Here is a 22428-nt window from a genome sequence, read left to right on the forward strand (position 1 = left end):
GATTGAGCATCGACAACTGAACTACAGCGGTCGCGGGTTCCGGAAGCCGGTGCAACTCCGGCGCGGTCCCGCCACTGTAACGGGGAGAATCACTCCCGCGCTCTCGAGCCACTGACTTTGGTTGGGAAGGCGAGCGCGGCGCCCCGAAGCCAGGAGACGCCTCGCGTCCGCGCCACTCGATCAGACCCTCGGAAGAAGGGCTGGTGGCGATGCGCGCGAGTTCCTGAAGCTCCCGCGTTTTTCCACTGGGCACTTCCCGCCGCGGGAGGTGCCCATCGTGCATCGTGCTCCGTTAGTCCGCTGGTTCGCCGTCGCCGCACTCGCGTGCTGCGCGTTGGGCGCGTGCACGCGGCGCGACGCGCGGCCGGCGCCGGCGGTCGCCGACGATTTCGGCGACCCCGTGGCCGCGGGCACGGTCGAGCACCCGGCGCGGATCGTGTCCTTGAGTCCCGCGACGACGGATCTCCTGTTCGCGATCGGCGCGGGCCCGCGTCTCGTGGGGCGGACGCACTGGGATCTGTGGCCGGATTCGGCGCGCCTCGTGCCCGACCTCGGCGCCGGCCTCCGGCCCAACGTCGAAGCGGTGCTCGGCGTGCATCCGGACCTGGTGGTGCTATACGCGAGCAACGATGACCGCGCCGCGGCGAGCCAGCTGCGCGCCGCCGGGGTGGCGGTGATTGCCGTGCGCACCGATCGCATCGCCGACTTCCGCCGCACGGCGTTTCTGTTAGGCAGGGCCACCGGCGACAGCGCGCGCGCGGCGACCTGCGTGGACACGGTGGATCGGACGTTGGCGCGCGTGCGGTCGGCCACCGCGAAGCTCGCGCACCCGAGCGTGTTCTGGCACATCTGGGACGAGCCGGTGATCACTGTGGGCGGCGGCAGCTTCCAGACCGAGCTGCTGGAGATCGCCGGCGCGCGCAATGTGTACGGCGACGATCCGCGGCCGTCGCTGCCGGTGTCGTTGGAGGACATCGTGCGGCGCAATCCCGATCTCATTCTCGTTGGCCCAACGGGCGCGGCGGTGATCCGGTCGAGCGCCGCGTGGCAGGCGGTGCCGGCGGTGCGCGCCGGGCACGTCGTGGTGATCGATACGTCGCTGGTCGGGCGGCCGTCGGTACGGTTAGGCGAGGCGGCGGTGGAGCTGGCGCGGGCGCTGCATCCCGGAGCGATCCCGTGATGCGGCGTCTTTTCTGGCCGTTGGCGTGCGTGGCGCTGGTGGTGCTCGCGGCGGCGGGGGTGTTCTGGGGCGCGGTGCCGCTGTCGGCGCACGCCATCGGCGCGGCGCTGTTGGGCCGCGGCGATCCGGACACGGTGGCCATCGTACGCGCACTGCGGCTGCCGCGCGTCGCCTTGGCGGTGCTCGTGGGGGCGGCGCTCGGCATGTCGGGCGGAGCGTTGCAAGGTTCCTTGCGCAACGCGCTGGCCGAGCCCTACTTGCTCGGCGTGTCGGGGGGCGCGGCGGTGGGCGCGGTGATCGTCGTGTCGCTTGGCCTCGGCAGCCCGGTGCTGCTCCCGTTAGGCGCGTTCGCCGGCGCGGCGGCGGCCATCGCCGCCGCCATCGGCGTCGCGCGGGCGGCCGGCGGCCGCGCCGATCCGCGCGTGCTCCTCATGGCCGGCGTGGTGATCGGCGCGTTCGCCAATGCGGCGATCATGGTGCTGCTCGCCGACGCCCCCGCGGACACGATTCGCGGCGCGTTGTGGTGGATGATGGGCTCGGTTGCCGGCGCCGACTGGCAGCAGGTGCGGTGGCTCGCGCTCTATACGGCGATCGGCGGCGCGGTGCTGCTGGCCTTAGGCAGAGACATCGACCTGCTCGCGTTGGGCGAAGAGTCCGCGGCCGGCCTGGGCCTGGACGCCTCTGCGGCGGGGCGGCGCGTGTTTCTGGTGAGCTCGCTGCTGGCCGCGGCCACGGTTGCCGCGGCGGGGCTGGTGGGATTCGTCGGGCTGGTGGTGCCGCACATGGTGCGCGCCGCCGGCCTGCGCCGCCACCGCCCGCTGCTCGCCGGCTCGGCGATCCTCGGCGCCGCGCTGGTGGTGTGCGCCGATCTGGTCGCGCGGGTGGCGCATCCGCCGGCCGACCTTCCGTTGGGCGCCGTCACCGCGCTCGTGGGCGTGCCGTTCTTTCTCGTGCAGCTGCGGCGGTTCGCATGATCGCGTTCCGCGACGTGGTGGTGCGGTATCCGCGCGCGGCGCAGCCGGCGGTGGACGGCGTGTCGTTCGAGGCGCGCCGCGGCGCCATCACGGCGCTGGTCGGGCCCAACGGCAGCGGCAAGAGCACGCTCGTGGGCGCGCTGCTCCGGCTGCAGCCCCACGACTCGGGGGCGATCGCGATCGACGCCGTGGCGCTCGGCGACATGGACCGGCGGGCGTTCGCGCGGGCGGTGGCGGTGGTGACGCAGCGGGAGGCGCTCGTGTTTCCGCTGCCGGTGCGGGAGTACGTCGCGTTAGGCAGGTACCCGCATGAGGGCGCGTGGCGCGCCGCCGGCCCGGCCGATGACGCGGCCGTCGGCCGCGCCATCGGCCTGGCCGGCGTCGAGCCGTTGGCCGATCGCCGCACCCACGAGCTCTCGGGCGGCGAGTGGCAGCGCGTGCGCATCGCGCGCGCGCTCGCCCAGGGCGGCGACGCGCTCGTGCTCGACGAGCCCACGACGTTCCTCGACATCGCGCACGAGATGGCGATGTTCGAATTGTTCTCGCGCCTCGCCCGCGAAGGCATGGCCATTCTGCTCGTGAGCCACCAGCTCAACCTCGTGGCGCGGTTCGCCGACGCGATGGTGCTGCTCGACCGCGGCCGCGTCGCCGCCGCCGGTCCGCCTGCGGCGGTGATGCAGGCCGCGGTGCTCGAGCCGGTCTACGATTGGCCGCTCGTCGTCACGCACGACCCGGCGGTAGGCGCGCCGGCGCTCCTTCCCCTTCGCGGCCGCGCCCCGTGAGCGGCCGCCGCATTTCACGTTCGCCGAGGATTCCGTCCGTGCGATTCGCCCCATTGCTCGCGACCCCGCTGGCATGCGCCGCGCTGTCGTCCGTTAGTCACGCCCAACAGACCTCGCCGGACACGGCGGTCCTCGCCCCGGTGGTGGTGACCGCCACGCGCGTCGACGTGACCCCCGTCGCGCCGCTGGCGAGCACGACCGTCCTCACCGGCGCCGAGCTCCGCGCGCAAGGTATCTCGACGCTCGGCGATGCGCTCGCTTCCGTGCCCGGCGTGTTCGCGCCGCAGAGCGGCTCGTACGGCTCGCAGACGTCGCTCTTTCTGCGCGGCGGCGAGAGCGACTACACCGAGGTGCTTGTCGACGGCGTCCCGGTGAACGATCCCGGCGGCTTCCTCGACCTCGCCAACCTGACGACGGACAACATCGACCGGATCGAAATCGTGCGCGGCCCGACGAGCGTGCTCTACGGCTCCAACGCGGTCACGGGCGTCATCCAGATTTTCACGCGGTCGGGGCAGGGGCCCGACCGGTTCACGTTAGGCGTGGACGGCGGCACCTACGGGACGTCCAACGCGAGCGTGTCCTACGCCGGCGGCTCGGACAAGATCAGCGGCTCGGCCTCCGTCGCGCGGCACCGCACCGATGGGATTTACGCGTTCAACAGCCAGAGCCGCAACGACATCTACAGCGGCGCGCTCCGCCTGGCGCCCGACGCGGCAACGTCGCTGCAGCTCGTCCTCCGCGACGAGGACGCCGGCGCGCACATCCCGACCGATTTTTCCGGCGCCGTGGACGACAGCACCCAGTTCCACCTCGAGCGGCGGCTCCTGGCGTCGCTGGACGCGGATCGCCGCATCACCAACCGCCTAACGGCGCACGCCCTGTTCGCGGCCAGCGACGAGCACGAGCAGTCGGCGCAGATTCCCGACACGCCCGGCGCCGAATGCGATCTGTGCTACGATTCGCGCGCCGGCATCTACCGCCGCTCGGTGGACGGCCGCCTCGACTTCACCGCCGCGCCGTGGGCAGCGCTCGCCGCCGGCGCCACGGCCGAGCAGCAGCGCGCGCGCGAATCGGGCGCCGGCCCGCTGCAGCGCACGCTCCACGCCTACTACGCCCAAGCGTTAGGCAACGTCGGCAAGGCGTTTTCGTACACCGCCGGCGTGCGCGCCGACGACAACAGCCAGTTCGGCACGTTCACCACGTATCGTCTCGCCGCCGGCTACGTGCTCCTGCCCGGCACGAGCCTCCACGCCTCGATCGGCAACGCGTTCAAGGAGCCGACGTTCGATCAGACGTCGTCGACGCTGTCCTTCGCGCGCGGAAACCCCGACCTGAAGCCCGAGCGGGCGCAAAGCTGGGAAGCCGGTGTGGCGCAGGATGTCGCGCACGGCGCGCTCGCCATCTCGGCGACGTATTTCGCCCAACGCTTCCGCGACATCATCCAGTACGACGGCGCGCCGCCTGACACGTCGCTGCCCAACTATTTCAACCTCACGTCCGCGATCGCGGATGGCCTCGAGTTGAGCGCGCGCACGGCGTCATGGCGCGGGCTCTCGCTCGCGGGCACCTACACCTGGCAGCACACCCGCGTCACCGACGCCGGCATCAATGGTGGCCCCACCGCCGAGTTCGTCGACGGCCAGCGGCTCCAGCGCCGCCCGACCAATCTCGCCAGTGCGACACTGGCCTATCGTCCGTCGCCGCGCGCCGCGCTCTTCGCCACCGCCGGCTACGTGGGCAACCGCGTGGACGTCGACTTCTTGAACTCGGTGCGCGTCGAGGCGCCATCGTACACGCTCTGGAATCTCGCCGGCGAGTTGACGATCATGGACGCGCACGGCGCGACGCCCGGCCTCACGTTCACGACGCGGATCGCGAATGTGTTTGGCACGCGCTACGCTCCGATCTTCGGCTTCCGCGCACCAGGCATGGCGCTCGACGTCGGATTCCGCCTAACAGCCGGACACGACTGAAGGCGGACAACAGGCGGACAACAGGCGGACAAATCCGACAGGCGGACAAAACGGACAAATCCGGACAATGCCGGATTCACAGCGTAAGGCGACAGGCGGACAACTCCGGACAATGCCGGAGTACAGCGTAAGGCGGATAAGGCACGCACGAAAGTAGAGACGAAAGGAGGTTGAGGAATTTAGTTCTCCTAGCTCGTACGAGCGTTATCGGGCTTCGTCTGCCCTCCGCGCTTGCTGTTATCCGGCATTGTCCGGCTTTGTCCGTTTTGTCCGCCTGTCGCCGTTACTCCGGCATTGTCCGGCTTTGTCCGCCTGTCGGTTTTGTCCGTCTGTCGGCTTTGTCCGGTCTTCTCCGACTGGTAGGTTTCTGGATGCTCCTTACGACGGAGGCAATCGTCCTCCACTGCTTCGACTACTCCGAAACCTCCGTCATCGTCCGCCTGTTGACGCGCGACGCCGGCGTGCAGTCCGCCATGGCCCGGGGCGCCCGGCGCGCCAAGAGCCGCTTCGGCACCGCCCTCGACCTCTTCGCGCAGGGCGCGGCGCAGATCCACCTGAAGCAGGGCAGGGAGCTCCAGACCCTTGGCGCGTTCGAAATCGTGAACGCACGCGCCGAAATCGGCAATGACCTCGGACGATTTGCCAGCGCCTCGGCGCTCGTCGAGCTCGTGCTGCGGTTCGGCGCGGCCGATGAGACCAACGAAGAGATGTTCGACGCGCTCGCCGACGCGCTCGATCAGGTCGCCGCGTCGGACGCTGCCCGTGCGGGCGAGGCCGGTCTGGCCGGCGCGTGGCGGCTCGTGTCCCAGCTCGGCTTCGCGCCGTCGCTCGACGCGTGCGCGCTCTGCCACGACGAGTTAGGCCAGGACGCGCCGGCGCCGTTCAGCCACGCCGCCGGCGGCGTGTTGTGCGTGCGCTGCGCCGGGCGCCACCCCGGTTCGCGCGCGCTGCCGCCTAACGCACGGGCGGCCATCGGCGCATGGTGCGACACCGGCAGCAGCGCGTCAGCGCCGCTCGTGCCGCGCGAGCTGCGCGCGCACCAGCGCCTGCTGCGCGAATTCCTGCACCACCACGTCGCCGACGGACGCGCCCTCAACGCTTTCGACGTGTGGGAGCTCGGCGCCTGGAGCACGGCGTGATTCTCGGCACCGCCGGCCACGTCGACCACGGGAAGACCGCCCTGGTCAAAGCGCTCACCGGCGTCGACACCGACCGCCTCGCCGAAGAAAAGCGGCGCGGCATCACCATCGATCTGGGATTCGCGCCGCTCGACCTCGGCGCCCACGGGGTGTTAGGCGTCGTCGACGTCCCGGGCCACGAGGCCTTCGTGCGCAACATGCTCGCCGGCGCCACGGGCGTCGACCTCGTGCTCCTCGTCATCGCCGCCGACGAAGGCGTGATGCCGCAGACCCGCGAGCACCTGGCCATCCTCGACATCCTCGGCGTCAAAGGCGGCGTGATCGCGCTCACCAAGTGCGACTTGGTCGACGACGACTGGCTCGCGCTCGTGCGCGACGATGTGCTAACGCTGGTTGCCGGCACCGCGCTCGACGGCACGCCGATGGTCGAAACGTCGGTCGTCTCCGGCCGCGGATTGGACGTCCTCCGGTCGACCCTCGCGGCAGCGGTGCGCGCCCTGCCGGCGCGCGATGCCGCCGACCTGTTCCGCCTGCCCGTCGACCGCGCGTTCAGCGTGCGCGGCACCGGCACCGTGGTCACCGGAACGGTGTGGAGCGGGCGCCTAACGCGAGATGCGGCCGTGCGCGTCTTGCCCGGCGGGGCGGCCGCCCGCGTGCGGAACATCGAGTCCCACGGCGCGGCAGTCGAGGCGGCGCTGCCCGGCACCCGCGCCGCCATCGCGCTCGCCGCCCTGGGCGTGGCGGAGTTAGGCAGAGGCAGCGTCCTCGTGTCGGACGATGCATGGCTGGCGTCCACCGTGCTGCTCGCCGACGTGGCGCTGCTGCCCGATGCGCCGCGCGCACTCGGGCCCCGCACCACCGTCCGGTTCCACCTGGGCACGGTCGAAGTCGGCGCGCGCATCGTCGCCCCGGGCGGCGCGCTCGCGCCCGGAGCACGCAAACACGCGCGCGTCATCCTCGATGCGCCAGTCGTCGGTCGAGCCGGCGACCGCTTCGTACTCCGCAGCGCGTCGCCGCTCACCACCATCGGCGGCGGCGTGATCGACGACCCGTCACCGCCGCAGCGCCGAGCGCGCCCGTGGACCGTTGATGCCGCGACGCCGGCCCAGCGCCTGGACGAAGTGCTGCGGCACGCCGGCCCGTTAGGCGTCCTCGTATCGACCCTTCCCGTCCGCGTCGGCGCACACCCGGCCGACGTCGAAGCGCTGGCCACCGCCGCCGGCGACGCGCGACGCATGGGCGACGTCCTCTACGCCGCCCCGATCGTGACGGCGCTCGAGCAGCGCTTCGCGTCGCTCGTCGACGACCACCACGCCAGGTTTCCGCTCGATCCCGGCGCGCCGCTGCAATCCGTCCGCGCACAAACCACCGCCAATCAGGCCCTCGCCGACCTCATCGTTTCGACGCTGCTCGGCCGACACCAGGTAGACGTCTCCAGCGGCCTCGTGATGCGCCACGGCTGGACGCCCACCCTCGATCAACACGCGCAAACGACACTCGACGACATCGCGCGCGCCCTCGACCAGGCCGATCGCGAACCACCATCGGTGGACGAGCTCGCCCAAAAGTTCGGGCCCGACAGCATGTCTGTCCTCAAGCTGCTCGAACGCCAAGGACGCGTCGTCCAGGTCGCACCCGATCGCTACTACGCAGCCCCAGCCCTCGATCGACTCGAAGCGGTGCTCCGATCGGCGTTGGCCGACGGCAAAGATAAATCCCCGTCCGAGCTGCGCGATGCCCTCGGCGTCTCGCGAAAATATCTCATCCCGCTGCTCGAATACGCCGATCGCACCGGTCTCACACAGCGACGAGCGACGGGTCGAGTCCTCGGCCCCCGCACTCCGGCAGGGCCGCGCGTAAGTCCAGAGCGAGAGGGCATTCGCCTTTCTTGACACTGCCTTACAGGCGGCCTATGTTCGCCGGCGGTTCGCACGTTGGTACAACCACTGGCAGGAGTGTCCCCACAGGCTTTCTTTATCGTCAGTCGGAGAAGGCACATGAAGCACCGCTGGGCAGCGCTGCTTACCGTGCTTGCCCTAGGCACGCTCGTGCCGACTTCGGCGGCGGCGCAGGGGACCACAATCTCCCCTCCTACCGCTGGCGAGCGAAACCCCGGGGTGCAGCTCGGGCAGAACTTCCCGAACCCCTTCAATCCGGCCACGGTCATCCCTTTCACCATCGGAGATCCACCTACCTGCTCGAAAGACGCAGGCCGGCAGCACCGTGTGTCCTTGCGGATTTACAACGTACTTGCACAATTGGTCGGGATTCCGGTCCTGCAAGGCACCACCGGATCCAGTGCTGGAGGAGGTTCGACAAGCAATACCGATAGTGGCCGACCCGTGGTGAACGTCACGCTAACTTGCGGATCGTACACCGCGTTCTGGAACGGCAACTACATGAACACAGCTCGTCAGGTGCCGTCCGGTGTCTACATCTACGTCATCGAATTCGACGGCCACACACTCGGCAGAAAAATGATTGTGCTGAGATGAAATTGATCCTGATCCACTGAGCCCGGCCGGTTTTGTGCGGGCGCTCGAAGCGCGGTGCCGACACCCAGTCGTCGCCGCGCTTCTGCTTCAGAAGAGGCCTGCGGCTGAGTACGCGACACTCACGCGGCTCATCACCCAGCGAAATGGATCAGGGCCTCGACGGCGTGGCGATGTGCTGCGGCGCCTGCGGTGTCGTCGCCCGCCTGATCGGCTTGTATCCGCCCGGCGTCCTTGCGTTGCTGATCGCCGTCCAGACCCGCTCCGCTCGGGCAGGATCGTACGCCATTGCCCGGGCCGCTTGCACCAACTCACCGGTCGTCAGCCCATGACGCCGAAGAATGATGCGCCTCGTCGAATCGCGCATGAGACTGTCCAACGTCGTGTCGCCCTGCAGCCGCTGCAACTCGACCATCGTTCTCACAAACGTCGAGTCATCCACGGAAGAGGTCGGCATCTTCGCACCCGGACAGCCGATGCACGCGACCATCGTGATCGACAAGAGAAACGCCAAGCGACGCGCAATCATTGGCTGCAACGCTACCGAGTTGCCTCACCACACGTCAACGGCTCCCGCTGTTCCTCGGTCCTCACGACCCACACATGCCGCCGGCACCAATGCAGTAGGGCGCCAGCGATACGCCGCGACTCGAAATGTGCGAGCGAAAGTATAGGGGGGTACCCTATAGCCGGATTGCGCCCTCGCCCGCGAGACACTATGTGGATAATGTGTTGACTGCGCCTATGCCGCTGTCGCCATGCCGTCGCCAAATCCGCCGAAATGGCACATGGATATGGTATAAACGTTGCTTTCTGCGTGTGCACAATAACTTAGGCTAAATCTGTTAAAGCACTTTATCAGGTATCCAAGCGATGATCAACCCGGATCGACTTACAGTCAAGGCAGCGGAGGCGTTCAACGAGGCCATCGCCATGGCTCGGCGCAACGGAAATCCGCTCGTGTACGACGGGCAGCTCTTTCTTGCGCTCCTTGGGCAAGACGAAGGCATCGTCATCCCTTTGCTCCACAAGCTCGGCGCCAACGTCACGGACTTGAGAGCCAGGCTCGAGCGTGAGGTGGAGCGGTATCCGAAGCAGTCGGGCGGCGCGCAGCCGTCGATGTCGCGCGAGCTCAACCAGGTGCTCGACAAGGCCGAAGAGGAGGCCAAGTCGCTCAAGGATGAGTACGTGTCGACCGAGCACATGCTCGTTGCGCTGGCATCGGTGCGCGGCACGGAGAGCTACGAGATACTCAAATCGGTAGGCGCCGATCGCGACGCGCTGCTCGAGGCGTTGCAGGCCGTGCGCGGGTCGCATCGCGTGACGGATCAGAGTCCGGAGAACCAGTACCAGGCTCTGCAGCGGTTCACGCGCGATCTCACGGACGCTGCCCGCAAGGGCAAGCTCGATCCGGTGATCGGTCGCGACGAGGAGATCCGGCGAGTGATTCAGGTGCTTTCTCGCCGGACCAAGAACAACCCCGTGCTCATCGGTGAGCCCGGTGTCGGCAAGACGGCGATTGTCGAAGGCCTCGCTCAGCGCATTGTAAATGGAGACGTGCCGGAGGGTCTCAAGAACAAGCGGCTGGTGGCGCTCGACCTCGGCGCGTTGATCGCCGGGGCGAAGTTCCGCGGTGAGTTCGAGGAGCGGCTCAAGGCGGTGCTCAAGGAGATCACGTCTGCGGAAGGCGTGTTCATCGTGTTCATCGACGAGATGCACACGCTGGTCGGCGCCGGCGCGGCAGAGGGCGCTATGGATGCCGGCAACATGCTCAAGCCGATGTTGGCGAGGGGTGAGCTGCGGGTGGTTGGGGCGACGACGCTCGACGAGTATCGGAAGCACGTCGAGAAGGACGCTGCGCTCGAGCGGCGGTTCCAGCCGGTGTACGTCGGTGAGCCGACGGTGGAGGACACGATTGCGATTCTGCGTGGACTCAAGGAGCGCTACGAGGTGCATCATGGCGTGCGGATCACGGATGGCGCTGTGGTGGCCGCGGCCACGCTGTCGAATCGGTACATCGGCGACCGGTTTCTGCCCGACAAGGCGATCGATCTGATCGACGAGGCCGCCTCGCGGCTGCGCATCGAGATCGATTCGATGCCGCAGGAGATCGACGAAGTGGAGCGGCGGATTATGCAGCTGGAGATCGAGCGGCAGGCGCTGCAGAAAGAGAAGGACCCGGCGTCGGTGGAGCGGCGGACGTCGCTCGAGCGCGAGCTGGCCGAGCTCCGGGAGCGCGCCTCGGGGATGAAGGCGCAGTGGCAGGGGGAGAAGGACACGTTAGGCAAGGTGGGCGAGATCAAGCAGCAGCTCGAGGCCGCGCGGATCGAGGCCGACCGCGCCCAACGGTCGGGCGATCTTGGAAGGGCCGCGGAGATAACGTATGGGAAGGTGCCGCAACTGGAACAGCAACTGCGTGAGGCTGAGCAGGCGCTCAAGAACAAGCCCGGCGGCCGGCCACAGTTTCTCAAGGAAGAGGTCGACGCAGACGACGTGGCGGAGATCGTTGCCCGTTGGACGGGTATACCGGTGTCCCGGATGATGGAAAGCGAACGGGAGCGGCTGACGAAGCTCGAGACCGTGCTGGGATCGCGCGTGATCGGGCAGCGGGAAGCCGTGCGCGCCGTGGCCGACGCCGTGAGGCGCTCGCGCGCCGGGCTGCAGGATCCGAACCGTCCGATCGGCTCCTTCATCTTCCTCGGCCCCACCGGGGTGGGGAAGACCGAGACCGCTCGCGCGTTAGCCGAATTCCTGTTCGACTCCGAGCAGGCCATGGTGCGCATCGACATGTCGGAGTACATGGAGAAGCACGCCGTGGCGCGCCTCATCGGAGCGCCCCCGGGCTACATCGGTTTCGAGGAAGGCGGCCAGCTCACGGAAGCGGTGCGCCGGCGTCCGTACTCGGTGGTGCTGTTCGACGAGATCGAGAAGGCGCACCCGGACGTGTTCAACATTCTGCTCCAGATCCTCGATGACGGCCGCCTAACGGACTCGCAGGGCCGCACCGTGGACTTCCGCAACACCGTCATCATCATGACCTCGAACATCGGCAGCCAGTTCATTCTGGAGCGTGGCACCGCCGACTGGGCCGAGGTGGAGTCGCACGTGTTGGGCGCCCTCAGGCAGCACTTCAAGCCCGAGTTTTTGAACCGCGTCGACGACGTGATCATCTTCAAGCCGCTCACCATGGAGCAGATCGAAGAGATCATCGAGATCCAGCTGCACCATCTCGAGCGCCTGTTGGCGGAGCGCAAGCTGACGATCGAGCTGACGCCGGAGGCGAAGCGGTTCCTGGCCGAGGAGGGATTCGATCCGGCGTTCGGGGCGCGTCCGCTCAAGCGGGCGATTCAGCGGTACGTGCAGAACCCGCTGGCGCTGTCGGTGCTGGAAGGGAAGTTCAACGAGGGCGACCGGATCTTGGTGACGCGTGGGCCTGGCGAGGCGGGCGAGTTGCAGTTCGAGCGCGCCGAGCCGGTCGAGGCGGCGGCGGGCGGCAACGGCCGCGAGTCGGCGCGCGGTGGAGGCCGGCGTCCGTGAGCAGCGACGACATCCGGTGGATGCGCGAGGCGTTGAGCGTGGCGCGCGAGGCGGCGCTCGCGGGCGAGGTTCCCGTGGGCGCCGTCGTCGTGTCCAACGGGCGTCGGCCTAACGAGGTGATCGCGCGCGTGGCCAACCGGATGGTGCGGGACAAGGATGCGACGGCGCACGCCGAGCTGCTGGCGGTGCGTCAGGCGATCCGGGTGCTGGGCTATGGGCGGTTGGAGCAGTGCACGGTATACGTGACGCTCGAGCCGTGCGCGATGTGCGCGGGCGCCATGGTGTTGGCGCGCGTTGGGCGCGTGGTGCTGGGCGCCTGGGATGACAAGGCCGGCATGGCCGGATCGGTGGGCGATCTGCTGCGGCATCCGCGGTTGAATCATCGCCCCGAGGTGGTGGCGGGTGTGTTGGCCGACGAATGCGGCGATGTGCTCTCGCGGTTTTTCGCGGAGCGTCGGCTGGTGACGCCGACGTGATCGTACGCGTGCGTCAGAGCGATTTGGCGAAAATCAGTTTGTCGTCGTTGGCGCGGTAGAAGTTGGGCACGCGCGCGACGAGCGCGTAACCCGCGCGCTCGTAGAAATGAATCGTCGCGCCGTACGATTCCTGCGACGACGTCTCGATGAGAAGTTGGGAGCCGCGCATCCGTCGCACCTCGCGCTCGGCGTACTCGACGAGCAGCCGGCCGAAGCCGCGGCCTTGCGCCGCGCGGTCGACGGCAATCCAGTACAGGTCGAAGGTGGACTCGGTGAGCGGCGTGGGGCCGTAGCAGACGTAGCCTTGCACGTCGGGGCGGTCGGGGTCGGCGCTGGCATCGAGGACGGCGCAGAGGTAGTCGCTGGCGGCGCCGGTGGCGAGCCAGGCGTCGACGAGCTCGAGGGCGACGGCGATTTCGCCCGGCGTGAACTTGCCGGTGGACTCGAGGATGCGCGAGACGGCGGGTCGGTCGCGGGCGCGGAGGGGGCGGATGGCGGCATCCGGCCGGCTGCTGCTTAACGGGGCCGTCATTCGGCGCGAATGGCGACGAGCGGGTCGACTGCCGCGGCGCGGCGCGCGGGGACCCAGCTGGCGAGGAGCGCGACGGCCAGGAGCAGGAGCGCGACGGCCGCGAGCACGGAGGGGTCGCCGGGGGCGACGCCGTAGAGCATGTTGCGCAGCACGCGCGTCGCGACGACGGCCGCCGCGGCGCCCACGCCGACACCGGCCAGCGTGAGGCCCAGTCCCTGTCGCGCGACTCTCCGCCGTACTGTGTTAGGCGAGGCGCCGAGGGCGATGCGGATGCCGATTTCACGGTTGCGTTGGGCGACGGTGTAGGAGATCACACCGTAGAGGCCGACCGCGGTGATGACCAGGGCGGCGAGTGCGAAGCCGACGAGGAGTGTCATATACGTGTGCTCCGTTCCCGCCAGGTATCCCATCTGCGCCGTGAGCGGACCGAGGTACGTGAGCCGCGAACCCGGTGCCGCTTGTACCACGGCGGACTCGACCGCCGGCACCAGTGCGAGCGGGTCGCCATGGACGACGCGAGCGATCAACGAGAGATTCTGCGCGCCTTCGGCCGCGATCGGGACGTACGTCTCGGGCTCCGCCGTTGGACTTGCCGTGTGGCCCCGGATGTCTTGCACCACGCCGATGACTTCCAACGGCAGCGGATAGTCTGCGGCGATGATATGGCGACCGAGCGGATCGAGTGAGCCGAAGTAGCGCTTGGCAAGCGTCTCGTTCACCATCGCGACATCGCGGCGCGCGAGATCCTGTTCCGTGAATGCGCGGCCGCGCACGACACGAATGCCCAGCGTCGTGAAATAGTGTCTGTCGATGCCGGCGAACAACGTATAGGCCTTCGCGGAGTCGGCCGGTACGAGCCCTGGAACGCGAAGGTCGCGGAACGAGATCGCGCCGCCCAACGGGGATGTCGTCGAGACGGACGCATCCGACAGGTTGGGCAAGGCGCGCAGGCGGTCCGAGATGCGACGAGCGGCCAGCACGCGTGCGACCGTGTCCGTCGCCGGCGAGCCAGGATAGATGCTCGCTGTGAGGACGCCCTCCTCCGTAAGGCCGGGTCGGAGCTCCATCAGGTGATGGAATGTTTGCACGAGCAACCCCGCGCCGGCGAGCAACACCATCGCCGTCGCCACTTGTCCGACCACGAGAGCATTTCGCAGTCGACGAGGGCGTCGCCCGACGCTGTGCCGCGCCGTCTCGCTTCTCAAGGTGGCTTCGAGCGCTTCGCGGGAGACGGTCAGCGCCGGCACGAGTCCGCACACGATACCGACTACCATCGCGGCAACGGCAGCGACAAGGACCACCGACGCATCGAGGGTGACGAACGAGCGGCGCGGCAAGTTGAGGGTGGGCTCGGCCGCGACGAACCGGGCGATAAGGGCGGCGGCGCCAAGACCCGCGCCCGCGCCAAGCGCCGCCAACATCATCGCCTCGGTGATGAGCTGCCGCACGACGCGGCGGCGCCCGGCGCCTAACGCGAGGCGGACGGCGATCTCGTGGCGCCGCGCCGTTCCGCGCACGAGCAGCATGTTCGTGACGTTCGCCGTGGCGATGAGCAGGAGCAGGCCGACACACGCGGTCATGATCACCAGATGCGTGGCCACTTCTTCGACCAATGCATCGCGAACGCGCGGCGCCACGACGCGCAGGTCTGTCAGCGAGCGGACGCCGACCGTGTCGGAGGCGAACCGTGTGCGCAGGTCCGACAAGGCCTGCGCTGAAGAGATGCCATTGCGCAGGCGGCCCACCACATGGAATCCGAACGTGTATTCGTTGGTCTTGAATGACTCGATGTCGGGTGCGGCGGACGTCCAAACCTGCGTATCTTCGGGGAAGGCGAACCCTTTCGGCATGACGCCGATGATCGTGTAGGTGTCGCCGCCGAATTCGATCGTTCGGCCCAGTGCGTGTGGATCGCCGGCGTAGGCACGCTGCCAATAGGCGTACGACAAGATGGCGGTGCGATCAGCGGTCGCACCAGCATCGCCGGCACCGAATCCGTGGCCCAGGGCGGGCGCCGTTCCGAGCACACTGAAATAGTTGGGTGTCACGGCGCTGACCCGAACCACGTCCTTCGCATCCATCCAGAGCGGCCGCTCGGCGAAGCTGTGTTTTCCTAACGGAGCCTCACGCATCGGCCTGACGGCGCCAATGGCGGCGAAGCTGCGCAGCTCCGTGCGCCAGCGGAGGAATTGCGGCACCGACACGAAGAAGATCGTCGGTTCGTGTGACGAGTCCGGCCGCACCAACTCGAGGTCGAGGACGCGATCGGCGTCGACGATCGGCAGAGGGCGGATCAGAACCGTGTTGACCACGGCGTAGATGGCCGTGGCGGCGCCGATTCCGAGCGCCAGTGTGGTGACCGCGACGATGGAAAAGCCCGGCGCGCGCCGGATGCCGCGGAGCGCGAACGCCACGTCTTGCCGCGTCGTATCGAGCCAGCCGAGCCCCGCGACGCGGCGCATGGCCTCGGCGACCGCGGTGCGGTTGCCTAACTGACGGCGCGCGGCGAACTCGGCGTCCGCGGCCGGGGCGCCGTCGTGGCGGCGTTGGGCCGCTTCGAGATCGAGATGGAACCGCAGTTCGCGCTCGGCGTCGCGCGCGTGGCGGCGGGCGCCGAACACAGCGCGGAGACGATAGCGGAGGCCGTCGATCAGCGACATGAGCGGGCAGGGATCAGGCGCGCCGCATCACGCGCGCGATGGCGAGCGCCGTGCGTTGATACGCGCTTCTGGTCTCGCCGAGGTGCCGGCGGCCCGCGGCGGTAATGGTGTAGTAGCGCGCCTGCCGTCCGGTGGGCGACGCGCGCCAGCGCGAGGTGGCCCATCCTTTCTTCTGGACGCGCTCGAGGGCGGGGTAGAGCGAGCCTTGCTCGACGTGCAGCACATCCTTGGAAAGGCGCGCGATGTGCTGGGCGATCGAGTACCCGTGCATGGGCCCGATCGTGAGCGTCTTGAGGATGAGCATGTCGAGCGTCCCGGGGACGATGTCGCTCTGGCTCGTGGGTTTGGGCACGCGCGCCGCCATAGTTAGGTCGCCAACATGTTGGCTATCTACCTATGGGCTGTCAAGAGCGCCGGCGCGCGCGGCGCGCGCGGCGCGGGCGAGCGGACGGGTGGGGGGCAGCGTGCGCGGGGCGGCGCGTTGACTCGCGCCCTGCGCCGTGGCATCATTCACGTTCCGTGAAGGACGGGTGGCCGAGTGGCTGAAGGCACCGGTCTCGAAAACCGGAGTACGGGCAACCGTATCGTGAGTTCGAATCTCACCCCGTCCGTTAGTACGACAGCGCGTCCGCCTGCGCGCGCCGGATCCACGCATCAAGGCGAACGCGCTGCCACGGCTGCTGCGTCGCGCAGCCGCCAAACGGCCAGCGACATCACTCGTCGCTGGCCGTTTGGTGGTACTTCAATCAGGTGCTGTGACCGCCGCCTCCGTGGCCCCCTGATCCGCCGGACCCGCCGGATCCGCCCCGTTGACGGTTGGGGTCGCTCCCTGACTGGCCACCGCCACCGCCACCACTCCCGCCTCCAGTTCCTCTATCCCGCTCGTGATTGGGATTCTCCCGGCCGCTGCCGCCCATCCCGCCTTCTTCGCGGTGGCCGCGATCGGGGTTTTCGTGCTCGCGTTCCTTCGGCGTACCGGGATTGCCACTCTGACCGGGCGGTGCGTTTTTCACGTCTCCCATGGTCGATCCCTCCTGCTGAAGGTGAGTGCCGGGCGCGCACCACGAGATGCGGTGCAACCGTCGCCGCACACCCATGCTATCGGTACGCACACGGCGTGCCTCGCGGCTCGACGCCCCCCGTGTCTTGCGCTTGCACGCCGGCACGTGTGGCTCCTCTTGTAGAAGAGCGAGGCGAGAGCCGCCGGCGTCTGGCAGCCGGCGCCGGCGCGGTCGGCTATCGTCGGAGTGTGACTCGCAGCGCGACCATGCTGGATCGCAGCACGATGTCGTTGCCGTCTTCGCGACTTGCCTCGTGCTGTGCGAGCACACTTGCGCGATAGCCGAGATCGATCCGCATCGTTCTCGCGACATCGCCGCGCAATCCTGCAATCAGGCTCGCGCCGCTCTGGCGCAGCGTCACCTCGCCGCCCTCGCGCCGCAGGCTGTTGACGCGCGGCAGGTACGAACCGTCGGCGTCGGCGAATACGCGGAGCCGCGCGGCAACCGGTAGCTCGATCGACACGCCGGCTAACGGTATGGGCAGTTCCTGCGTCACGAAGTCCTCGCTCGTTTCGTGCAACGCGCTGCCGGGCGCGAGCGTGCCGTGCAACTGGAAGCTCAGGGCGACGAACGTGATCCCGCCGCGGACATCGAGCTGGCCGCCGCCTAACGTCAAGACGCGCCGGCTCACGGTGCCGGTCAACGTCATGAATTGTGGGAAGCCGACGGATGTGCGGAGAACGGTTCCGCGCTCGAGCGTCGCGCCGTTGAACGTGACATCGCGGGGCAGCGTCGTGCGGCCATCGAGCGTCGTGCTCGTGATCGCGAGGTCGGCCCACGTGCGGGCGCCGAGCCGGCGGCCGACGCCTAACGAGTAGTCGAACACGCGCCGGACGCGCACGTCGGGACCGAATCGCACGCGCGTCCCGGCGGTCGCGTTCTCGCGCACCTGCACCCATCCGTCCGGCGCGCCGGCGTCGACTCCGGCGACGACCCGCCATCCGGCGATCGAATCCGGCTGCGCGGCGACCCGCCAGATGGGCATCGCCGCGGCCGCAAGCACGAGGACGACGCCCCGCATGAACCGTTAGGCGGTGGCGCTCGAGCGGCCGGCCGAGCAGCGCCTTACGTGGGGCGCATAGCGCGAGTCCATCCAGCTCCGTACAGCGGTCACGGTATTGGCCGCGAACACGACGGCGATGCCGCCGGCTGCCTAACGGGCGCCGGACATCCGCTGAGAAAGGGCGCGACGACGGCGCGTGCGGTGAGCCCTATGAGCATGGTTCCCGTGTTGCCCGGGGAATGCCGCATCCAGTGAACGCGGCGGCGGCGCCGATCGACTCGGCGCGCGCCCTATATGTAGGCGGCGCGCACAAAGCTCGGCAAGAAAAGATCTCCGCGTGGAGATCGTCCAAGCGAGCACAGCGGCGATCCCTAGGTCAGCACTCTCCGGCGCCAAGCCACGGCGCCGATGACCCGCCCAACGTAGAGCCCGCTGGATCACGCGTGGCAGCAGCACCCTTGACTTCACGGCCGCCGGCGGTGTGTCGCTCATTCCCTGTGCGCTCGGGCTGGCCGGTGTCATCGCGTTTCTCGTTGCACGGCACACGCGGGAGATCGGCATGCGCGTGGCACTCGGCGCGACCAGGCAGGCTGTCGTGCGCGATTTCATGCGCGCGGCGGTTCGCCCGGTGGTCATCGGGACGTTGTTCGGCCTCGCCGCGGCGCTGCCCCCGCGGCGCGTCTGTTAGGCGCGTGGGTGGTCGGAGTGTCGGCGCGGGATCCGGCGTCGTTCGGCGTCGCGACGACCGTGCTGGTGGTGAGTGCGTTGCTCGCCAGCTACGTCCCGGCGCGGCAGGCGGCGCGCGTCGATCCAGCGGTCGCGCTCAAGGCCGACTGAGCGTCGTGCGGCAGCGTCCGAGAGGGGCCTGTTACGGGCATCGCCGCGAGGATCTCCAGCGGCGTGTCACGTGGCTGGCAGGTACGCGGTGTACCTTGATTCTGCTTACGATGTACTGCACGGCGCCCGAAGCGGTGCATCGCCGGTCGGTCGCCGTTTAGCATCGCATCCTTTCATCCGAGGACACGACATGCTCCGGTCTCGCGTGTTCGCATCGTTCGCCGCATGTGCGGCGTTGTCGCTTGCGAGCTCATCGGTTGCGGCTCAGGCCCCGCACTATCACGTGGTCAAGCGCATGGTGCTGGGTCACACGCGCGCCGATTACATCATTGTGGATCCCGTTGGGCGCAAGCTCTATGGGTTAGGCGACATGGTGTTCGACGTGGACAAGGATACGGCGATCGGCACGATCGCGGGCGGCGGCGGCGGGTACGCCATCGCCCACGATGAGAACCGCGGTTTCGTTCGCGATGGTGTGTTGTTCGACCTGAAGACGCAGGCCGTGACGGGACACGTCGACACGAAGGGCGACGGCATTCGCTACGATCCGGTGACGCACCGCGCGTTCACATGGGAGGGTCCGAACGCGTGGGTGGTCGACATGAAGACCGGAGCGCTCATCGCAAAGCCTAACATCGGCGTCGGCCTCGAGTCGGGCGTCGCGGACGGGAAGGGGAAGTTGTTTCTCAACGTCGAGGACTCGGGGTTCGTCGAGCGCGTCGACACGAGGAGCTACAACATTGAGGATACCTACCGCATTCCGCACTGCGGGCGCGCGCAGGGTCTGGCGATGGACAATGCGTCGCGCCGGCTCTTCATGGCGTGCGACAGCGAGATGGTGGTCGTCAACGCCGACAACGGCAGCGTCGTGTCGCGCATCCACGTGCCGAGCCGCGCCGACGAGAACGCGTTCGATCCGGGAACGAAGCTCGCGTTCAACGCGAACCGCGTGGACAGCACGATGACCGTGGTGCACGAGGATTCGCCGGACAAGTTCACGGTCGTCGAGAAAGTGCCGACGGGCGGCGCGGCGCGCACCTGTGCGGTGGATGAGAAGACGCACAAGGTGTATGTGTTCTACTACGAGGGAACGTCGCGGGAGACGGCGCAGCTGGTGCTGGCGGTGTTGGCGCCCTGATCTCCGGATCGATGTGTTGCCTGGTCTAACGAGGGCGGCGCCCCGGGGGACGCAGCGCATCGCCGGCTATGCATCTGGCGGCGCACCGCACGCCGCCATAAGTTAGGCGCGGTTCCCCATCTCCGAGGTCGGTCATGCAGCGCAGTCGTAACCTTCCCGCGGTGTTAGGCGCGTGCCACGCCGCGAGCATCGCACTGGCGGCGGTGTTGTTCGCCGTGTACGTACCGGCAACGAGTGCCCAGCAGCCGACGGCGCCGGCGAAGCCGGACTCCTCGGGCGCCGCAATGGAAACCATGTTGCGGTCGATGATGGATCAGCAGACCGCGCGCATGGGGCAACTCGCAGCCGTATCGCTGACTGCGCGTTTGGCGGTGCTTGCCAAGCCCGACGCGGCGCAGAACCTGGCGACGTTCGTGCGCAATCTGTACGACGCGCTCATGGCGAAGGGGTTCAGCAAAGACGAGGCGCTCAAAATCGTGACGGCGTTCGGTGGTGCGGCGACCGGCTCGAGCTCGGCCTCGCCCGGACCGTAGCGCGAAACGCAACGCGCCGGCAACGCCCGCACGTGGCGATTTCAACCAAGAGGAGCCCGCTGTATTCGGCGGGCTCGCGTCATTAGTTTTGGGTCTGATTCAGGATGGGTGGCCGAGTGGTTTAAGGCGCACGCCTGGAAAGCGTGTGGGGTGTAACAGCCCTCGCGAGTTCGAATCTCGCCCCATCCGTTAGGCCCTGCAACGAGTTACGGGCTCGTGCGGGGCCGTGTTGTATCGGTGTGTGAGGCGCGATGTGTGAACTCATGTGTGAACTCCGAAAAGTCAGGCCGTCCCGGATTTCCGAATCGGCTTCCGCTGCGCTAGCGCGTCGCGCATGGTCGCCTCGTCGGGCCGAATGTAGCACTCAATGACCGTATCCGCGCTCTTCCAGCCGCCTAACTCGCACAGGTCCTTGAGCGGCACGTGCTTCAATTCGCTCGCGAACGTCCGTCTGAGACTGTGCCAGCCGCGGCGTGCGACGTGCGGAATTTTTGCGTGCCGCTCGGCTTCTTCCCACCACCACGAGAACGTGTCCCGATCGCAGGGCCGACCCGGATCGCCCGGCTCAGCGAATATCCATGCATCGCCGATACTGAGTGTCGAACGGCGCCGCGCCGCGAGTAGCTCGCCAACTGCGTCCGTCATCGGCGTCTCGTGCTCGAATTGAATCTTGTCGCTCTCGGCTCGCCAACGGATGAGCCGTGCGTCGAGCTGCACATCCGACCACCTCAGCTGCCGGATCGAACCGATGCGGTGTCCCGTCTCGTGCGCCAGCACGAGTGCGAGCTCGAAATACGGATGCACGCGCGGCGCGGCCGCGAGCATCGCCTGGTATTCTTCGTCCGACAACATCGGCCGCACGGGTGCCGGCTCCCGCGGCAGCTCGAACCCCTTGAGCGGATTGCGGTCGAGGAAGACGCCACCGGCGCCGTTGGATGCCGTGGTCGCCCAATTGAGCACCGCGAGGAGCCACTGCAGATCGTAGGCAATCACCCGGTTGCGGACAGACCGGCGTTTCTTCTGGTGTTCCGTGCGAATCGCGCCACTGCGGCGATCACGAATGAAGCGGTCCCACTCGCGACGACTGAGCAGCCGTGCCTCGGTGTCGGTACCGAACGCACGAAGGAACATCTCAGCGCATGCACGGTCGTGCTTCTGTTTGCCTAACGACTTGTCCGGAGTCACTTCTTTCGCGTAGTTGTCAAACAGCACGCCGAGCGTCGCATGCTCTCGTGTCGGTGCTTCTGCGCGTCTGAGCCGAGCGGCCAGCTCCTCCGCCGCGGCCTTCGCCCGATCGCGATCGCATACCCCGAGTCCCACGCGACAGATCTTCGGCTTGAGGCCGCGTCCGACCTGTTCGTAATACTCGAGAAAGACTCGCCCCGTCGTCGCGTGTGCGAACGCGCGCACGCGGTTCCTACCTCGCTCGCCAGTGGAATAGCTCCACGGCTTCGATCGTTTCGCATCAGTCATCGCCGTTCCCCTTGATACGAGTTGGCGACGGACTGCGCGATCTGCGAGCGGGATGTGGCACCTGGCGCAACTGTGCGCAAGGCTCCGGCCTTGTGCGGCAGATCCGCACGGCGAATCGCCGGCGAATGTTTCCGCCCCGCGTTCGGAATCGCGCCTTCGCGAATGAGGCGCGCGAGATGGTCGACGCTGTATCCGCTCTCGCGCGCGGCGGCGTCAAGTGACAGTGCTTCGCCGAGCTCCGCGCGCAGCGCAGCCTCGAGATCGTCTGCGCAGTGCTCGAGCGCGCGAGCCGAGGCGTCACCGCCGTACTCACGGAGCTCGCCGGCGCGTGCGCGCCACGCTGTCAGCAGCTGCGCGAGCGAGTTAGGCATGGGCCTCGAGTTCGATCGCCGGCTCTTCGCGGGCGTAGTTCGTGAAATCGCGGAGGGCAGGACCGCTCTTCTCCGTGACTGGCATCCACGGACCGCCGGCCCGCGCCCCTTTCGGTGGTGCGGCGCGCTGCATTGCCGTCAAGGCAAAGCTCCTAAGCGTGGCCGCCTTCCAGAGCTCCGCGCTCGCGATGAAATCGCGGATCGCACCCGCTAACTGCGGTCCTGTCGGCGCCGCGTCGTCGAATGCCTCACGCCGGAGAATGA

21 protein-coding genes, 2 tRNA genes and 1 riboswitch are annotated in these 22428 nt (G+C 68.2%); of the genes, 15 read left to right on the top strand and 8 right to left on the bottom strand.

Going from position 1 to position 22428, the window contains the following annotated elements; all coding sequences use genetic code 11:
• Positions 1-41: 41 nt before the first annotated feature.
• Positions 42-158: riboswitch (cobalamin riboswitch) on the top strand.
• Between the two features lie 119 nt (positions 159-277).
• From VFW04_04020 to VFW04_04050, 7 genes are all read left to right on the top strand, one after another.
• Positions 278-1180 carry a helical backbone metal receptor gene (locus tag VFW04_04020; GenBank protein HEX5178472.1) on the top strand — a complete coding sequence of 301 codons (903 nt, stop codon included), beginning with the start codon at positions 278-280 and terminating at the stop codon, positions 1178-1180.
• Complete coding sequence (locus tag VFW04_04025) at positions 1180-2154, top strand: iron ABC transporter permease (GenBank protein ID HEX5178473.1); 975 nt, start codon at positions 1180-1182, stop codon at positions 2152-2154. Before VFW04_04020 ends, VFW04_04025 begins: the two co-directional genes overlap by 1 nt.
• Positions 2151-2936, top strand: a complete 786-nt coding sequence (locus VFW04_04030; GenBank protein HEX5178474.1) for an ABC transporter ATP-binding protein — start codon at positions 2151-2153, stop codon at positions 2934-2936. The genes VFW04_04025 and VFW04_04030 overlap by 4 nt, the downstream gene beginning before the upstream one ends.
• A gap of 38 nt (positions 2937-2974) precedes the next feature.
• Positions 2975-4912 carry a TonB-dependent receptor gene (locus VFW04_04035; GenBank protein HEX5178475.1) on the top strand — a complete coding sequence of 646 codons (1938 nt, stop codon included), beginning with the start codon at positions 2975-2977 and terminating at the stop codon, positions 4910-4912.
• A 371-nt stretch (positions 4913-5283) separates the two neighbouring features.
• Complete coding sequence (gene recO / locus VFW04_04040; protein ID HEX5178476.1) at positions 5284-6051, top strand: DNA repair protein RecO; 768 nt, start codon at positions 5284-5286, stop codon at positions 6049-6051.
• Positions 6048-7943, top strand: coding sequence for a selenocysteine-specific translation elongation factor (gene selB / locus VFW04_04045; GenBank protein ID HEX5178477.1), 1896 nt, complete (start codon positions 6048-6050; stop codon positions 7941-7943). Before recO ends, selB begins: the two co-directional genes overlap by 4 nt.
• A 105-nt stretch (positions 7944-8048) precedes the next feature.
• Complete coding sequence (locus VFW04_04050; GenBank protein HEX5178478.1) at positions 8049-8546, top strand: hypothetical protein; 498 nt, start codon at positions 8049-8051, stop codon at positions 8544-8546.
• Positions 8547-8694: 148 nt separating this feature from the next.
• Here VFW04_04050 and VFW04_04055 read toward each other — a convergent pair whose 3' ends face one another.
• Positions 8695-9072, bottom strand: a complete 378-nt coding sequence (locus VFW04_04055) for a hypothetical protein (GenBank protein ID HEX5178479.1) — start codon at positions 9070-9072, stop codon at positions 8695-8697.
• Between the two features lie 344 nt (positions 9073-9416).
• On the opposite strand from VFW04_04055, the gene clpB reads away from it, so the two are divergent.
• Positions 9417-12080 carry an ATP-dependent chaperone ClpB gene (gene clpB, locus VFW04_04060; GenBank protein ID HEX5178480.1) on the top strand — a complete coding sequence of 888 codons (2664 nt, stop codon included), beginning with the start codon at positions 9417-9419 and terminating at the stop codon, positions 12078-12080.
• Positions 12077-12556, top strand: a complete 480-nt coding sequence (gene tadA, locus VFW04_04065; protein HEX5178481.1) for a tRNA adenosine(34) deaminase TadA — start codon at positions 12077-12079, stop codon at positions 12554-12556. Before clpB ends, tadA begins: the two co-directional genes overlap by 4 nt.
• A gap of 13 nt (positions 12557-12569) precedes the next feature.
• Here the strand turns inward: tadA and VFW04_04070 are convergent, their stop codons facing one another.
• Genes VFW04_04070 through VFW04_04080 form a run of 3 tightly spaced genes read right to left on the bottom strand, consistent with a single transcriptional unit; the run spans position 12570 to position 16100 of the window.
• On the bottom strand, positions 12570-13088 hold the full coding sequence (locus VFW04_04070; GenBank protein HEX5178482.1) for an N-acetyltransferase: 519 nt from the start codon (positions 13086-13088) through the stop codon (positions 12570-12572).
• Positions 13085-15748 carry an ADOP family duplicated permease gene (locus VFW04_04075; GenBank protein HEX5178483.1) on the bottom strand — a complete coding sequence of 888 codons (2664 nt, stop codon included), beginning with the start codon at positions 15746-15748 and terminating at the stop codon, positions 13085-13087. The genes VFW04_04070 and VFW04_04075 overlap by 4 nt, the downstream gene beginning before the upstream one ends.
• Before the next feature lie 13 nt (positions 15749-15761).
• Positions 15762-16100, bottom strand: a complete 339-nt coding sequence (locus VFW04_04080; GenBank protein HEX5178484.1) for a PadR family transcriptional regulator — start codon at positions 16098-16100, stop codon at positions 15762-15764.
• Between the two features lie 172 nt (positions 16101-16272).
• On the opposite strand from VFW04_04080, the gene VFW04_04085 reads away from it, so the two are divergent.
• Positions 16273-16359 (top strand) — tRNA-Ser (locus VFW04_04085).
• 625 nt (positions 16360-16984) lie between these two features.
• Here the strand turns inward: VFW04_04085 and VFW04_04090 are convergent.
• The gene (locus VFW04_04090) at positions 16985-17830 is read right to left on the bottom strand and encodes a hypothetical protein (GenBank protein ID HEX5178485.1); all 846 of its coding nucleotides are present in this window, start codon (positions 17828-17830) and stop codon (positions 16985-16987) included.
• 463 nt (positions 17831-18293) lie between these two features.
• Between VFW04_04090 and VFW04_04095 the strand changes: the two genes are divergently transcribed.
• From VFW04_04095 to VFW04_04115, 5 genes are all read left to right on the top strand, one after another.
• The gene (locus VFW04_04095; protein HEX5178486.1) at positions 18294-18500 is read left to right on the top strand and encodes an FtsX-like permease family protein; all 207 of its coding nucleotides are present in this window, start codon (positions 18294-18296) and stop codon (positions 18498-18500) included.
• 8 nt (positions 18501-18508) lie between these two features.
• On the top strand, positions 18509-18649 hold the full coding sequence (locus VFW04_04100) for a hypothetical protein (protein HEX5178487.1): 141 nt from the start codon (positions 18509-18511) through the stop codon (positions 18647-18649).
• A gap of 190 nt (positions 18650-18839) precedes the next feature.
• A complete protein-coding gene (locus tag VFW04_04105) occupies positions 18840-19787 on the top strand; it encodes a hypothetical protein (protein ID HEX5178488.1) in 948 nt (315 codons plus the stop codon).
• A gap of 134 nt (positions 19788-19921) precedes the next feature.
• On the top strand, positions 19922-20320 hold the full coding sequence (locus tag VFW04_04110) for a hypothetical protein (GenBank protein ID HEX5178489.1): 399 nt from the start codon (positions 19922-19924) through the stop codon (positions 20318-20320).
• Between the two features lie 102 nt (positions 20321-20422).
• Positions 20423-20509 (top strand) — tRNA-Ser (locus tag VFW04_04115).
• 93 nt (positions 20510-20602) lie between these two features.
• On the opposite strand, the gene VFW04_04120 is transcribed toward VFW04_04115, so the two are convergent.
• The 3 genes from VFW04_04120 to VFW04_04130 all read right to left on the bottom strand — a co-directional run.
• On the bottom strand, positions 20603-21730 hold the full coding sequence (locus VFW04_04120; protein ID HEX5178490.1) for a tyrosine-type recombinase/integrase: 1128 nt from the start codon (positions 21728-21730) through the stop codon (positions 20603-20605).
• Positions 21731-21789: 59 nt separating this feature from the next.
• Positions 21790-22164, bottom strand: coding sequence for a hypothetical protein (locus tag VFW04_04125; GenBank protein HEX5178491.1), 375 nt, complete (start codon positions 22162-22164; stop codon positions 21790-21792).
• Positions 22157-22428, bottom strand: a 272-nt coding sequence (locus VFW04_04130) for a hypothetical protein (GenBank protein ID HEX5178492.1), incomplete at its 5' end; no start/stop codon positions are given. The genes VFW04_04125 and VFW04_04130, both read right to left, overlap by 8 nt.

It is taken from the genome of Gemmatimonadaceae bacterium (assembly GCA_036273715.1).
Lineage (GTDB): Bacteria > Gemmatimonadota > Gemmatimonadetes > Gemmatimonadales > Gemmatimonadaceae > JADGGM01.